We start from the raw sequence: 13,976 nt of genomic DNA on the forward strand, positions 1-13,976 counted from the left end.
ACATGGGCGCATTGTCGGGGAGATCGCGCCGCATCCAGCGGCCCCCGGTCTGCGTATCCAGTGGCACAGGCGCATGGCCCCGCGCACGCCCGATGGCGCCCTCCCTGCCTACAATGACGCATGAACGCCCACACTTCCCGCCTGCTGTCCGCCCTCGCCCTGGTGGCGGGTCTTGCCCTGGTATCGACTGTCCAGGCCCAGACGCCCCCGCTGGAGCAGCCACCGCAGCCGATTTCGCCGCGCGACCGCATCGAGCGCATCACCAACGAAGACGCCCTCACCCGCATCGACGAGGTGCGTGTGGGCGGTGAGACCAAAAGCATCGAGGTGCAGCCCAAAAATGGCGCGCCGGCCTACCAGATCAACCCCGACACAAACGGCCCCGCCAACAGCGAAACAGGCGGCAAGCGCACCGGCAACGCCGGGCGCAGCAGCTGGCGCATCCTGAATTTCTGACCGTCCGTTTCATGGCCGTTTACACCGAAGTCGCGTTCGCGCAAGCCGCTGCCCTGCTGCACTCCCTGGACCTGGGTGACCTCACCGAACTCAGAGGCATCCAGGGCGGCATTGAAAACACCAACTACTTCGTGACCAGCGAACGCGATGGCGCCACGCTGGAGCATGTGCTCACCGTGTTCGAGCGCCTGGGCTTCGAGCAGTTGCCGTTTTATCTGCACCTCATGAAGCATCTGGCCGGCAAGGGCATCCCGGTGCCCGACCCGGCCGCCACCGCCAGTGGCGAGGTCCTGCACACGCTACAGGGCAAACCGGCGGCGGTGGTGGACAAGCTCAGGGGAAAAAGCGAACTGAACCCCGGCGTGGCGCACTGCGAAGCGGTGGGCGCCATGCTCGCGCGCATGCACCTGGCCGGGCGCGATTTCCCGCTGAGCCAGCCCAACCTGCGCGGCCTGCCGTGGTGGAACGAGACTGTGCCGGTGGTGCTGCCCTTTCTGAGCGCGCCGCAGGCCGACCTGATCCGCACCGAACTCGCATACCAGAACCACGTGGCGGCCAGCCCGGCCTGTGCCGCCCTGCCGCGCGGGCCCATCCACGCCGACCTGTTCCGCGACAACGTGATGTTCGAAGCCAGCGCGCTCACCGGCTTCTTCGACTTCTACTTCGCCGGCTGCGACACCTTCCTGTTCGACATCGCGGTCTGCCTCAACGACTGGTGCGTGCACCACAGCCAGGACGCCACCGACGGCAGCCACGACGCAGCCCGCGCCCGCGCCCTGCTGGCGGCCTACCAGGCGGTGCGCCCCTTGAGCGCTGCCGAGCGCAGCCTGCTGCCGGCGATGCTGCGCGCCGGTGCCCTGCGCTTCTGGATTTCCCGCCTGTGGGACCTGCACCTGCCGCGCGAAGCCGCCATGCTGCAGCCCCACGACCCGGCCCACTTCGAACGCGTGCTGCGCGACCGCGCCAGCCACGCCTTCCCGGCCGTGCTGCTCGACGCCCCCGCTCCCGCTGCAGCGCCCCAACCCGTGACCGCATGAAACTCCACCTCGTCCCCGCCAGAGCCGGCCTGCAATGGGTCAAGCTGGGCGTGAAGACCTTCTTCCGCCAGCCGCTGGCCATGTCCGGCCTGTTCTTCATGTTCATGGCCACCGTCTCGGTGCTCTCGCTCATTCCGCTGCTGGGCACGGTGATCTCGCTGGTGCTGGTGCCGGTGGCCACACTGGGCTTGATGGCCGCCACGCGCGAGGCCACGCAGAGCCGTTTTCCCATGCCGTCAGCGCTGATTTCCGGCTTGCGAGGTACGCCGGTGCAGACCCGCAACATGCTGATCCTGGGCGCGATGTACGCAGCGGGTCTGTTGCTCGTGCTGGGTGTGGCCACGCTGTTTGCCGGCGATGCGCCAGCGGTGGACCCGAACGCGGGCGAGGTGTCGGCCGAGATGGTGCGCGCCTCGCTGGCCAACCAGGGCCTGCTGGCCGGTCTGGTGGTTTACCTGCCGGTGGTCATGGCCTTCTGGCACGCACCGGCCCTGGTGCACTGGCACGGCGTGAGCCCGGGCAAGAGCCTGTTTTTCAGCTTCATGGCGTGCTGGGGCAACAAGGGTGCGATGCTGTTCTACGCGCTGGGCTGGGTCGGCGTCTTCATGCTGGTGGGCCTCTTCATGAGCCTGCTGGGCGCCTTGCTGGGTGGCGTGCAGGCACTCAACATCGTTTTGTACCCGGCTGTCCTGTTCATGGCCTCGATGTTTCACACGTCGATATATTTCACTTTCGTTGACAGTTTTGAGCTGACCGAGCGACCAACGCCCACCACCAACGGAGAAGAAGCATGACCCAACACACCCTGCAAGGCCGTCACGAGGGCGAAGTCACGTGGTTCCAGCGCCGCGACACCCTCAAGGCCGCAGCCGCCTGGGTGACCATGGGCGGGCTGCCCGCTGCCATGGCTCAGCAGCGCAGCAACGTGGTGGAGCTGGTGGGCGACGTGTTGCTCAACGGTCAGCGCATGGCGCCACAGCAAACCATCCAGACCGGCGACGAGATCGCCACCGGCCCGGCCTCGCGGCTCATCTTTGTGCTGGGCAACGCGTCGTTCAATGTGCGCCAGAACTCTCGCCTGACGGTGGAGCGCGGCATCACCCTGCACACCGTGAGCCTGCTGCGCCTGCTCACCGGAGGGGTGGTCAGCGCGTTTGGGCGCGGCCCCAGCCGCACCATCGCCACGCCCACGCTCACCGCCGGTATCCGCGGCACCGGCGTGTACACCGAGGTGTTTGCCGACCAGGGCAATCGCACCTACTTTTGCAACTGCTACGGCACGGTGGAGATGGAAGCTGGAGGCAACCGGGCACTGTCGGTGTCGAGCTACCACCAGTCCTTCTGGGGCGAGGCCCAGCCCAAGGCCGGGCGCTTCCTCACGCCCGCCCCGGCGCTCAACCACACCGACGAAGAGCTGGAGTTCCTCGCCCGCCTGATCGACCAGCGCACCGCCTGGCAGATGGCCGGACGCACGGGTGTGAAAGACGGGCGCGGCTACATGGAGACCCGCCCGCCCGAAGCGCACCCGGCCGTGGTGCGCTGAGGCGGGTTGTCGGCACCGGGAACGTCGAAGGCAGACGTTCCACCGCGATGCGGGCACCACCAGCACCTTGCGCGAGACAAGGCTGGTGTCGTGCGCCATGAAATGCGCGAAGGTCTGGGATTTGACGATCTGGTCGTACCTGGGATGTCCTTTGCCGGGGGTTGGAAGGGTCGGCGAATGGGCTTGGCGCCCGATCAACCTGGTGGCTCGGCTCAGGGCCTCATCACGCCGCTGCTGGCGCGCTGACCAGCGGCTGCGTCATCTCACCGTCACGAAGGCTGCATCGCCGTTTCATATCCCGTCAACACACTACCGAATGGGCATTTCCCCTGACTCGGAGCACAACATGGCAGATTCTTTGCGAGACGACGACGGCGTCTCGAACCCCTCTTTCAACACGCACCTGACCCAGCTCGTGGACGACGCCATCGCGCGCCAACCCAGCCGACGCGCACTGCTCAAGACCGGCCTTGGCCTGGCCGCCGTTCCCTTCCTCGGCGGCCTGGCCGCTTGCGGGGGCGGCGACAGTCCCGCTGTCGCGCCCACACCAGGCACCCCCGCCGAGCAGCTCCTGGGTTTCCAGTCGATCGCCATCTCCGGCGACGACACAGTCACCGTGCCGACCGGCTATGTCGCCACCGCTTTCCTGCCTTGGGGAACCCCACTGATCACAGGCGCTCCCAACTTTGCCGTCGACGCCTCCAACACCGCCGCCGAACAAGAGCAGCAGGTGGGCGACAACCACGACGGCATGGCCTTCTTTGGTTTCAACACCGCAGGCGACGGCTTCGGCTCGCGCAGCGACGAGGGCCTGCTGGTCTTCAACCACGAGTACATCAACCCCGAGTACTTCTACAAGCCGGACACCGACCCGAGCAACTGGCTCTTGCCCTTCACCCTGGAGAAGGCCCGCAAAGGCCAGGCCGCTCACGGCGCCAGCGTGGCCCACGTGCGCCGCACCGGCGCCGGTGCGTGGGAGCTGGTTCGCAACTCGCAATACAACCGCCGCATTCACGGCAACACGCCGATGAGCATCCAGGGTCCGGCTGCCGGCCAGCCTTCGATGCAGACCGCCGCCGACCCCGGCGGCATCCAGGTGCTGGGCATGCTCAACAACTGCGGCAATGGCCGCACGCCCTGGGGCACCTTCCTCACCTGCGAGGAAAACTTCAACGGCTACTTCGGCTGGAACGGCACCCTGACGCCGGCACGCACCGCACTGGAAGGCCGCTACGGCCTGAGCCAGGCCGGCTTCGGCTACCTGTGGCACACGGTGGACCCTCGCTTTGACATGGCGGCCAACCGCAACGAGCCCAACCGCTTCGGCTGGATCGTGGAGATCGACCCGTTCAGCCCCGCCAGCCAGCCGGTCAAGCGCACCAGCCTGGGCCGTTTCAAACACGAAAACGCCGAACTGGTGATCGCTCCCAACGGCAAGGCCGTGGTTTACATGGGCTGCGATGAAGTCAACGAATACGCCTACAAGTTCGTCTCCAGCGGCACCTTCGACGCCAGCAACCCCACCAGCCCGGCCAACCGCAACCTGCTGTCCGACGGCACGCTGTACGTGGCGCGTTTCAACGCCGGCGCCACCGCCGGCGACCGCATGGGCACTGGCGAGTGGATTCCCCTGGTCTTTGGACAGAACGGTCTGGATGCCACCAACGGTTTCGCCGACCAGGGCGACATCCTGATCCGGGCTCGCCAGGCTGCCGACCGCGTGGGCGCCACCATGATGGACCGCCCCGAGTGGGTCGCCGCCAACCCGACCAAGCCGGGCGAGGTGTTCATGACCTGCACCAACAACAGCCGGCGTGGCACCCCAACGGAGTCGAGCAACGCGATCGATGGCACCACCGTGGCCGGCCAGTCGCGCCCAGCCGTGGACGACGCCAACCCGCGTGCGTCCAACGCCTGGGGCCACATCGTGCGCTGGAACGAAACCGGCGGTGACGGCACCGCGCTCACCTTCGACTGGGACATCTTCCTGCTGGCCGGCCAACCGTCGTTCACAGATCAGCGCGCACCGTCGTCCAACATCACGATGGACAACCTGTTCAACAGCCCGGACGGCCTGGCCTTCGACAGCTTTGGTCGCATGTGGATCCAGACCGATGGCAACTTCAGCAACACCGGCAACTTCGCGAACAACGGCAACAACCAGATGCTGGTGGGCGACCCTGAAACGAAGGAAGTGCGGCGTTTCCTGGTCGGGCCATCGGGCTGCGAAGTGACGGGCATCACCTGGACTGAAGACCGCACGACGATGTTTGTCAACATCCAGCACCCGGGTGAACTCGGTTCGCACCCACGTCGCCCGGCAGGCTACGGAGACAACGAAATCGCCAGAGATCCCACGGCGTTTTCCCAGTTCCCCACCGCTGGCGTTCGTCCCCGTTCGACCGTGGTGGTGGTGCGCCGCAGCAACGGCGGCGTGATCGGCGGCTGATGCCGCTTGCGCGGGGACGCATCAGCGTCTCCGCGCAGTTTTCAGTGCCCGCTTTCGGTCGCGATCACAAGCCGACGCCGACGCGACCGGGAGCTCGTCACTCAGGTGATCGGCGTGAGTTTCGCCACGCTGAGCGCCAACCATTTCGTGCCGTGGCGGCTGAAGTTCACCTGCGCCCGGGCGTCATCGCCTGCGCCTTCGATCGAGAGCACCTTGCCCTCACCGAACTTGTTGTGGAACACCGCCATGCCGGCCTTGATGTCGGTGCCGCGGTCGGGTTCGGGCGCTTTCTGCCCCAGGCCCTTGGGGTCACCCTTGTCATGGAAGCCGGGTGACCACGAAGGCTGCAGCGCCGGCGGCGCGCCGAAGCTGCGCCGACCGTTCTGCCACTGGCCACCGCCACCGCCCGCGCCACCCGGCGCACCCCAGGCCGGTTGCTGCGGCGTGAGCCACTTCAAGCAGGCCTCGGGCAGTTCGTCGAAGAAGCGGCTCTTCATGTTGTAGCGCGTCTGGCCGTGCAGCATGCGGGTCTGCGAGTGGCTCAGGTACAGCCGCTTGCGCGCCCGCGTGATCGCCACGTACATCAGGCGGCGTTCTTCCTCCAGCCCGTCGCGGTCGCTCATCGAGTTCTCGTGCGGGAACAGGCCTTCTTCCATGCCGGTGATGAAGACCACGTCGAACTCCAGCCCCTTGGCGGCGTGCACCGTCATGAGCTGCACCGCGTCCTGCCCGGCCTGCGCCTGGTTGTCGCCCGATTCGAGCGCAGCGTGCGTGAGAAAGGCGGCGAGCGGGCTCATGGTTTCGCCGGTTTCGGAATCGGGCGCCAGCGGTTCGTCCAGCACCGGCAGCGAGGCGTCCAGCCCCTGACTCACCGGGCTCTGCGTCAGCACCACCCCATCCCCCGTGCGCGCCACCGCATCCCGCCCAAAACCCTCAATGCCCACGAAGCTCTTGGCCGCGCTCACCAGTTCTTCCAGGTTCTCCACCCGGTCCTGCCCTTCGCGCTCGGCGCGGTAATGCTCCACCAGGCCGCTGTGGTCCAACACCAGCTCAATGATCTCGGCCAGCGTCATGCCCTCGGAGCGTTCGCGCAGCACATCGAGCTTGGCCACAAACGCACCGATGGCCGCCCCGGCGCGACCGGTCACCGCGCTCACGGCGTCGTGCAACGAACAGCCCGACACCCGCGCCACGTCCTGCAACTGTTCGATGCTGCGCGCGCCAATGCCGCGCGGCGGGAAGTTCACCACGCGCAGAAAGCTGGTGTCGTCGTTGGCGTTCTCCAGCAGGCGCAGATACGCCAGCGCATGTTTGATCTCGGCACGCTCGAAGAAGCGCAAGCCGCCGTACACGCGGTAGGGCATGGCGGCGTTGAAGAGCGCTGTTTCCACCACGCGGCTCTGCGCGTTGCTGCGGTAGAGCACGGCCATCTCCACCTTGGGCACGTCCTCGCGCGCGAGCTGTTTCATCTCGTCGACCATCCACTGCGCTTCGGCGAAATCGCTGGTGGCTTCATGCACACGCACCGGCTCGCCCGCGCCGGCATCGGTGCGCAGGTTCTTGCCCAGGCGGTTGGTGTTGTGGCTGATGAGTTCGTTGGCCGAGTCGAGGATGTTGCTGCAGCTGCGGTAGTTCTGCTCCAGCTTGATCTGGTGGCGCACGTTGAACTCACGCACAAAATCGGCCATGTTGCCCACGCGCGCACCTCGAAACGCATAGATGCTCTGGTCGTCGTCGCCCACCGCAAACACCGCGTTGCCGGCACCCGGCAAGCCCTCGATCGGCGGCGCGCTGAACATCTTGATCCACGCGTACTGCAGGCGGTTGGTGTCCTGGAACTCGTCGATCAGGATGTGGCGAAAGCGCCGCTGGTAGTGCTCGCGCACCGGGTCGTTGTCGCGCAGCACTTCATACGAACGCAGCATGAGTTCGCCAAAGTCCACCACGCCCTCGCGCTGGCACTGCTCTTCGTACAGCGCGTACAGCTCCACCTTCTTGCGCGTCTCTTCGTCGCGAGCCACCACATCGCGCGGACGCTGGCCGTCTTCCTTGCAGCCGCTGATGAAGTACTGGATCTGCTTCGGCGGGTAGCGCTCGTCGTCCACGTTGAACTGCTTGCACAGGCGCTTGACGGCCGAGAGCTGGTCTTGTGTGTCCAGAATCTGAAACGTGGCCGGCAAGGCCGCGAGCTTGTGGTGCGCGCGCAGGAAGCGGTTGCACAGGCCGTGGAAGGTGCCGATCCACATGCCGCGCACGTTCACCGGCAGCATGGCGGAGAGCCGCGTCATCATTTCCTTGGCGGCCTTGTTGGTGAAGGTCACCGCGAGCACACCGCCGGGCGTCACCTGACCGGTCTGCAGCAGCCAGGCGATGCGCGTGGTGAGCACCCGCGTCTTGCCCGATCCGGCCCCGGCCAGGATCAGCGCGTGCTCGGCCGGCAGCATGACGGCAGCGCCTTGTTCGGCATTGAGACCCGCGAGCAGCGGGGACGGGGCAACGGATTCTTCAAACAGCATGGTTCGATTGTAGGAAGCGCCCTGCTCGGCGCGCGGTATACGGTCATCCGTATGGCCGCCATATGGCGGGCGGGGCGTCGAAACCTGTCTCACGCCGACCAAGGCGCCTAGAATCAATCACCGGGCCCAAGATTCTTGCGCCCGGTTTTTTGTGCCCGACGCACAAAGCCGGCCAAGCCAAGCGCTCTCCCTGTTCAACAACAGTTTTCTGGAGCCTGGTTCACATGGAAATTTTTGACTACGACAACGTTCTGCTGCTGCCGCGCAAGTGCCGCGTGGAGAGCCGTTCGGAATGCGACGCGGGCGTGGAGCTCGGTGGGCGCAAGTTCAGGCTGCCGGTGGTGCCGGCCAACATGAAGACGGTGGTGGACGAGTCCATCTGCGTCTGGCTGGCGAAGCACGGTTACTTCTACGTGATGCACCGCTTCGATCTGGACAACCTCAAATTCGTGCGCGACATGCGCGCGCAAGGCGTGTTTGCCTCGATCTCGCTGGGCGTGAAAGCGCCCGACTACGCCACGGTGGACCAGCTGGTGGCCGAGGGTTTGGCGCCGGAGTACATCACCATCGACATCGCGCACGGCCACGCCGACAGCGTGAAGAACATGATCGGCTACCTGAAGGAAAAACTGCCGTCGTCGTTCGTGATCGCGGGCAACGTGGCCACGCCCGAAGCGGTGATCGATCTGGAGACCTGGGGCGCGGACGCGACCAAGGTGGGTGTGGGCCCGGGCAAGGTGTGCATCACCAAGCTGAAGACGGGTTTTGGCACCGGTGGCTGGCAGCTGAGTGCGCTGAAGTGGTGTGCCCGCGTGGCGACCAAACCCATCATTGCCGACGGCGGCATTCGCAGCCACGGCGACATTGCCAAGAGCGTGCGTTTTGGTGCAAGCATGGTGATGATCGGCTCGCTCTTCGCGGGCCACGAAGAATCACCGGGGCAGACGGTGGAGGTGGACGGTGTGCTCTACAAGGAGTACTACGGCTCGGCGAGCGACTTCAACAAGGGCGAGTACAAGCACGTGGAGGGCAAGCGCATTCTGGAGCCCATCAAAGGCAAGCTGGCGGACACGCTGGTGGAGATGGAGCAGGACGTGCAGAGCTCGATCAGCTACTCGGGTGGCACGAAGTTGATGGACGTGCGCAAGGTGAACTACGTGATTCTGGGTGGGGACAATGCGGGGGAGCATTTGTTGATGTGAGTTCATTGGAGACATTTCGCGCCACCACCTCGCGGGCCTCGTGAGCGCATGGCGCTCTGCTCCGCGAATGTCCCCCGGCGGCTGGTGCCGCCTCCTCCTTGATTTCGCTGCGCAGAGCGCCATGCACTCACGAGTCGGAAGCAGCGTTAGACGCAGCCCTGACGAGTGACAACGTGGTCGCCGATGACTGGCCTGGCCGGAGAAAACCCACCGTCAAACAGACAGCAACTCCCGAGCCATCACATGCAACCGGTGCTTCGGCTGAACCAAGGCCTCAACAATGCTGAAGTGGTTGAGCCCCGGCAAGGCCTCGCACACCGGCACCACCTCCGGCCCCCAGGCCTGCTGGATGATGCGGTTGTGGCGCTGAAACTCGCTGCTCTCGTCAGCACCGGCAGCCACAAACAACTGCCCCCGACCCTCGCGCAGCAGCGGCGCAGGCAAACGCACCGGGCTCGCCTTCTTCACCTGCGCGGGCGTCAGGTTCAACGACGGCTGCACAAACGGCGTGAGCCGCACCGGCTCCAGGTCGTACAGGCCCGAGATCGAGAGCGCATTCTTCACCAGCGACTCGGGCAGATCGCCACCCACACGGGCCCATTCGCAAGCCAGCATCATCGTGGCCAGGTGCCCGCCCGCCGAGTGGCCCACCACCGAAATGCGGTGCGGATCGCCGCCGTGCGCAGCGATGTGGCGAAACGTCCAGGCCAGCGCGTGCACCATCTGCACCACGATGTCCGGGATGGTGACCGCCGGGCACAGCGCGTAGTTGGGCATCACCACGCAGGCGCCGTGCTTGGTGAACGCGGGCGCAATGAACGAATGGTCGGATTTGTCCAGGCTGCGCCAGTAGCCACCGTGAATGAACACCATCACCGGTGCCAGTGGGGTGCCCGGCTTGCGCGGGGCGGGGAAGATGTCCAGCGTCTCGCCGGGGCCGTGGCCGTAGCTCACATCCAGCAGCGGACGGCTGCCCTGGCGGGCCTGCGCGGAGGTCCGGGCCCAACGCTCGAAATGGGCCTCGTGCTCGGGCACCAGGGCACGGTTGTTGTACTCGCGGTCCAGCCAGGCGGGGTCGGTCGAAGGTGTTTTTTCCATGGTCGCGCATTGTGTCATGGGGGGTCGTTTTCAGCGTGTCCTGACGGGCTCATCCAACACCGCTATTCTGGTCACCCCGCGCGCAGTTCTGCCCCGGTAGATACCCCTTCAACGCATTTTTCAGGCGCTCTCTTGAACACCACATCCACCCCAACCACTCCCGCCCTTCAAGTCGCCGTGCTCGGCATCGGCTTGATGGGTTTCCCGATGGCACGGCGCCTGTGCGAAGCCGGCTGCGCGGTCAGCGTGTGGAACCGCTCGCGCAGCAAGGCCGAGCGACTGCAACCCTTCGGCGCGCGCGTGACCGACACACCCGCTGAAGCTGCGGCACAGGCCGACATCGTGATCACCATGCTGGAGAACGGCGGCATCGTGGAAGACGTGCTGTTCAGCCAGCACACGGTGGACAGCCTGCGCCCGGGCAGCGTGGTGGTGGACATGTCGTCCATCCTGCCGCGCCAGGCGCGTGACCACGCCGTGCGCCTGGCGGCCGCAGGCCTGCACCACCTGGACGCGCCGGTCTCCGGCGGCACGGTGGGCGCCGAGGCCGGCACGCTGGCCATCATGGTGGGCGGTGAACCCGCCGAGTTCGAGCGTCTGCGCCCCGTGTTCGAGCTGCTGGGACGCCCGGTGCATGTGGGTCCGCACGGCGCAGGACAACTGGCCAAGCTGGCCAACCAGATGATCGTGGGCATCACCATCGGCGCGGTGGCCGAGGCGCTGCTGCTGTGCGAGAAAGGCGGTGCCGACATGGGCAAGGTCAAGCAGGCCATCACCGGCGGCTTCGCCGACAGCCGCATCCTGCAGGTACACGGCCAGCGCATGGTTGAACGCGACTTCACCAAGCGTGCGGCGGTGGCGGTGCAGCTCAAGGACATGCGCAACGCCCTGACCACGGCCGGCGAGATCGGGTTCGATGCGCCGATCACCGGTTTGTTCGAGCAGCTCTACGCGCAGTCGGTCGACCACGGCCTGGCCGACCTGGACCACTCGGCGCTGTTCGTCGAGCTGGCCCGGCGCAACGGCATGGGCTGAGGCGCCCACCTCGCGGCGGGCTCAGGCCGCTGCGTCCAGCGTGAACTCGGCCACCGTGCCCACACCCATCTGGCTGCGCACGCGCACCTCGCCACCGTGGTGGCGCACGATGCGCTGCACCATGCTCAGGCCGATGCCGCTGCCCTCGAACTGCGACGCCGCGTGCATGCGGCGAAACGGCTGGAACAGCGCGCGGGCGTGCGCCATGTCGAAGCCGGCGCCGTTGTCAGTCACGCGGTACCAGGTGCGCCCATCTTCCTGAAAGCTGTCGACCCGGATGCGCGAGACCGGCACGCGGGCGGTGTACTTCCAGGCGTTGTGCAGCAGGTTCTGCCACACCTGGGCCACCAGGTCGGCGTCGCCCAGCGCAGCGGGCAGCGGGTCGAACCGGATCTCGATCGAGCGCTCGGCCTCGCCGCTGCGCACCAGGGTCCAGGTGTCTTCGGCGAGGGCGCGCATGTCGATGCTGCCGCGCTTGAGCGGGTGCTGGTCGATCTGGGCCAGGTTGGTCAGGGCTTCGATCATGGCGTTCATGCGCCGCGTGGCCTTGTCCACCTGCTCGCTGTATTCGAGCGCTTCGTCGGTGTGTCCGAGCTGCAGGCGCTCGCGCATCAGGCCCATGAAGCCCTGGATGGCCAGCAGCGGTGCGCGCAGGTCGTGCGCCACGGCGCGGGTGAACTCGCGCAGGCGGTCCTCGCCGTGTTCGGTGGGCGGCACTGTGTCGGGAGCATCCCGACGCGCCTGGGCAAGTTCCTCGTGCAGGTCCTGGTAACCCTGGCGAAACACCGGGTCCTGTGCCAGCCGCTCGGTCACGTCGCGCACGATGCACAGCACGATGGTGTGCTCGCCCACGCGCAGTTTGTCGGCGCTCACCAGGCAGGCGCGCTGCTGGCCATCGGCACGGGTCACGCTCACCGGCAGCGCGTCCAGCAGACCGTCGAGGTCGATGGCGCGCGCCATGCGCTTGAGCGCATCCATGCCGATGTGGTGCGCCAGGTCGCGCAACGGGCGGCCCACCACCTGGTCTTCGACCACCCCCAGCAACGCAGCCACAGCCGGGTTGGCGTCCTGCACCAGACCGCTCTGGTGGTCCACCACCAGCATGGGTTCGGGGTTGCGCTGGAAGGTGCGGTCCAGCAGCTCCTCCGAGCGGCGCAGCGAGCGCTCGGCCGCCTCGCGCCGCGCACGCTCCTGCGACACGTCGCGTCCGCGCTGGCGCAGCCCGAGCCCGGCCAGCACCAGCAGCAGCGAGCCGCCCAGCGCGACCAGCCAGGTCGTCTGGCGTTGCTGCTCGAGGTCGCGCGCCATGGCCTGCTGCTCGGCGCTGGCGGGTTCGTCGTTGAGCCAGCGCTCGCGCAGCGCCGGCAGCGTGCCGTTGGCCTCCAGGCGATCCAGCGCGCCTTGCAGCCGCTGGCGCAGTGCGTCGTTGTCGCGCACCACGGCCAGCGAATAGGTTTGCAGGCTCAGGTTGCCCAGTCCGGCGACCAGGCCACCCACCGCACCCGAGGCGATCAGGGGATCGGCGTAGGCGCGGGGCAGCAACGCCATGTCGGCAAAACCCAGCTGCACCGCCTGCAGGGCCGAGAGCGCATCGGGCGTGCGCACAAACGGGCCGCTGATGCCGGAGAGCCACTTGCTCAGGCTCTCGCGCATGGGCTCGTGGTCCAGCACGGCGATGCGCGAGCCTTGCAGGTCTTGCAGCGCGCGCGGCGCGGGTTGGCCGGCGGGCAGGTACACCGCAAAGGCCGGCGCGGCGTGGCCCTTGAGAAAGTGCGCGTAGGCACGCCGCTCGGTGGTCTCCACCATCGCAATCACGTCCACCCGCCCGGCCTTGAAGGCCTCCACCGTGGCCGGCCAGGCTTGCAGGCTGATGGCCACCTCCACACCGAGTTCGCGCCCCACCGCCTGCATCAACCCGATCTGAAAACCTTCGGCTTGGCCAGCGGCGTTGAGCGACTCGAAGGGTGCAAACGCGACGTCGCCTCCGTAGCGCAGCGGGGTCTGCGCCTGCACCCCGGTGCAGCCCATGCCCCACGCCAGGGCCAACGCACACAGCCAGCGCCCGGCGGGGCTGCCGCGCCATGGGTCCTCTCCTGTCCGGATGTGTTTCTGTTGTGTGGATCGCAGCATGCTGGGTGCACAGGGTGGGTGACCCGTCCCCTGCGGACGACACCTTTGCTTACAGTGCCACAAAACGGCGCCCAACAGGTGTCAACGGCGCACGAAGACACCCCACTTGTCGGATACCCCCCACACCACCCGGAAGGCGCGCGCCATCAGGCCTTCAGTGCAAAGCCCGCGATCTGCTTGTAGTTGTCCGAAATGGCGCGCAATTCGTCCTGGCTGATCAGATCGTCGATGTTGTTGAAGGGCTTGCCGCCGCTGAGCTCGTCGGCTTTCATGATGATGAAGTCCGGCGGCAGGGTGCGGTTGGTCTCCACCACGCGGGCGGTGGCGGGCAGGCGCGCGGCCTGGTAGCGCTGCAGGGCGGCGCGCAGATCACCGCCGGCGGCGCGCTCGGTGGCGATCTCGTCGGCCAGCGTGCGGGCATCGATCAGCGCCTGCGCCGAGCCGTTGGAGCCGCGCGGGTACATGGGGTGGGCGGCGTCGCCCATGAGGGTGACGCGCTCGAAGCTCCAG

11 protein-coding genes are annotated in these 13,976 nt (G+C 66.9%); 7 read left to right on the plus strand and 4 right to left on the minus strand.

The window, feature by feature from the left end; genetic code table 11:
- Positions 1-120 precede the first annotated feature (120 nt).
- The 5 genes from ACN4F8_RS19470 to ACN4F8_RS19490 all read left to right on the plus strand — a co-directional run bounded on the left by ACN4F8_RS19470 (position 121) and on the right by ACN4F8_RS19490 (position 5,485).
- A complete protein-coding gene (locus ACN4F8_RS19470) occupies positions 121-456 on the plus strand; it encodes a hypothetical protein (protein WP_419475083.1) in 336 nt (111 codons plus the stop codon).
- Positions 457-467: 11 nt separating this feature from the next.
- Positions 468-1,493: a homoserine kinase gene (locus ACN4F8_RS19475; RefSeq protein ID WP_419475084.1), complete on the plus strand. Its 1,026-nt coding sequence runs from the start codon at positions 468-470 to the stop codon at positions 1,491-1,493.
- A complete protein-coding gene (locus tag ACN4F8_RS19480) occupies positions 1,490-2,287 on the plus strand; it encodes a BPSS1780 family membrane protein (protein WP_419475085.1) in 798 nt (265 codons plus the stop codon). Before ACN4F8_RS19475 ends, ACN4F8_RS19480 begins: the two co-directional genes overlap by 4 nt.
- The gene (locus tag ACN4F8_RS19485; protein WP_419475086.1) at positions 2,284-3,036 is read left to right on the plus strand and encodes an iron dicitrate transport regulator FecR; all 753 of its coding nucleotides are present in this window, start codon (positions 2,284-2,286) and stop codon (positions 3,034-3,036) included. The genes ACN4F8_RS19480 and ACN4F8_RS19485 overlap by 4 nt, the downstream gene beginning before the upstream one ends.
- A 346-nt stretch (positions 3,037-3,382) precedes the next feature.
- Positions 3,383-5,485, plus strand: a complete 2,103-nt coding sequence (locus ACN4F8_RS19490) for a PhoX family protein (RefSeq protein WP_419475087.1) — start codon at positions 3,383-3,385, stop codon at positions 5,483-5,485.
- A gap of 101 nt (positions 5,486-5,586) precedes the next feature.
- Here the strand turns inward: ACN4F8_RS19490 and ACN4F8_RS19495 are convergent, their stop codons facing one another.
- Positions 5,587-8,001, minus strand: coding sequence for a UvrD-helicase domain-containing protein (locus tag ACN4F8_RS19495; protein ID WP_419475088.1), 2,415 nt, complete (start codon positions 7,999-8,001; stop codon positions 5,587-5,589).
- Between the two features lie 224 nt (positions 8,002-8,225).
- Between ACN4F8_RS19495 and ACN4F8_RS19500 the strand changes: the two genes are divergently transcribed.
- Entirely contained in the window at positions 8,226-9,203 is a 978-nt protein-coding gene (locus tag ACN4F8_RS19500) for a GMP reductase (protein WP_419475089.1), read from the plus strand.
- Between the two features lie 213 nt (positions 9,204-9,416).
- Here the strand turns inward: ACN4F8_RS19500 and ACN4F8_RS19505 are convergent, their stop codons facing one another.
- Positions 9,417-10,301, minus strand: coding sequence for an alpha/beta hydrolase (locus ACN4F8_RS19505; protein WP_419475090.1), 885 nt, complete (start codon positions 10,299-10,301; stop codon positions 9,417-9,419).
- A gap of 132 nt (positions 10,302-10,433) precedes the next feature.
- Here ACN4F8_RS19505 and ACN4F8_RS19510 point away from each other — a divergent pair, with 132 nt between their 5' ends.
- Positions 10,434-11,336, plus strand: coding sequence for an NAD(P)-dependent oxidoreductase (locus ACN4F8_RS19510; RefSeq protein WP_419475091.1), 903 nt, complete (start codon positions 10,434-10,436; stop codon positions 11,334-11,336).
- A gap of 21 nt (positions 11,337-11,357) precedes the next feature.
- Here ACN4F8_RS19510 and ACN4F8_RS19515 read toward each other — a convergent pair whose 3' ends face one another.
- Positions 11,358-13,466, minus strand: coding sequence for an ATP-binding protein (locus ACN4F8_RS19515; RefSeq protein ID WP_419475092.1), 2,109 nt, complete (start codon positions 13,464-13,466; stop codon positions 11,358-11,360).
- A gap of 146 nt (positions 13,467-13,612) precedes the next feature.
- The coding region (locus ACN4F8_RS19520; protein WP_419475093.1) for an FAD-dependent monooxygenase at positions 13,613-13,976 on the minus strand (364 nt) is incomplete at its 5' end.

This window comes from Hydrogenophaga sp. (assembly GCF_048549895.1).
Taxonomy (GTDB): Bacteria; Pseudomonadota; Gammaproteobacteria; order Burkholderiales; family Burkholderiaceae_C; genus Hydrogenophaga.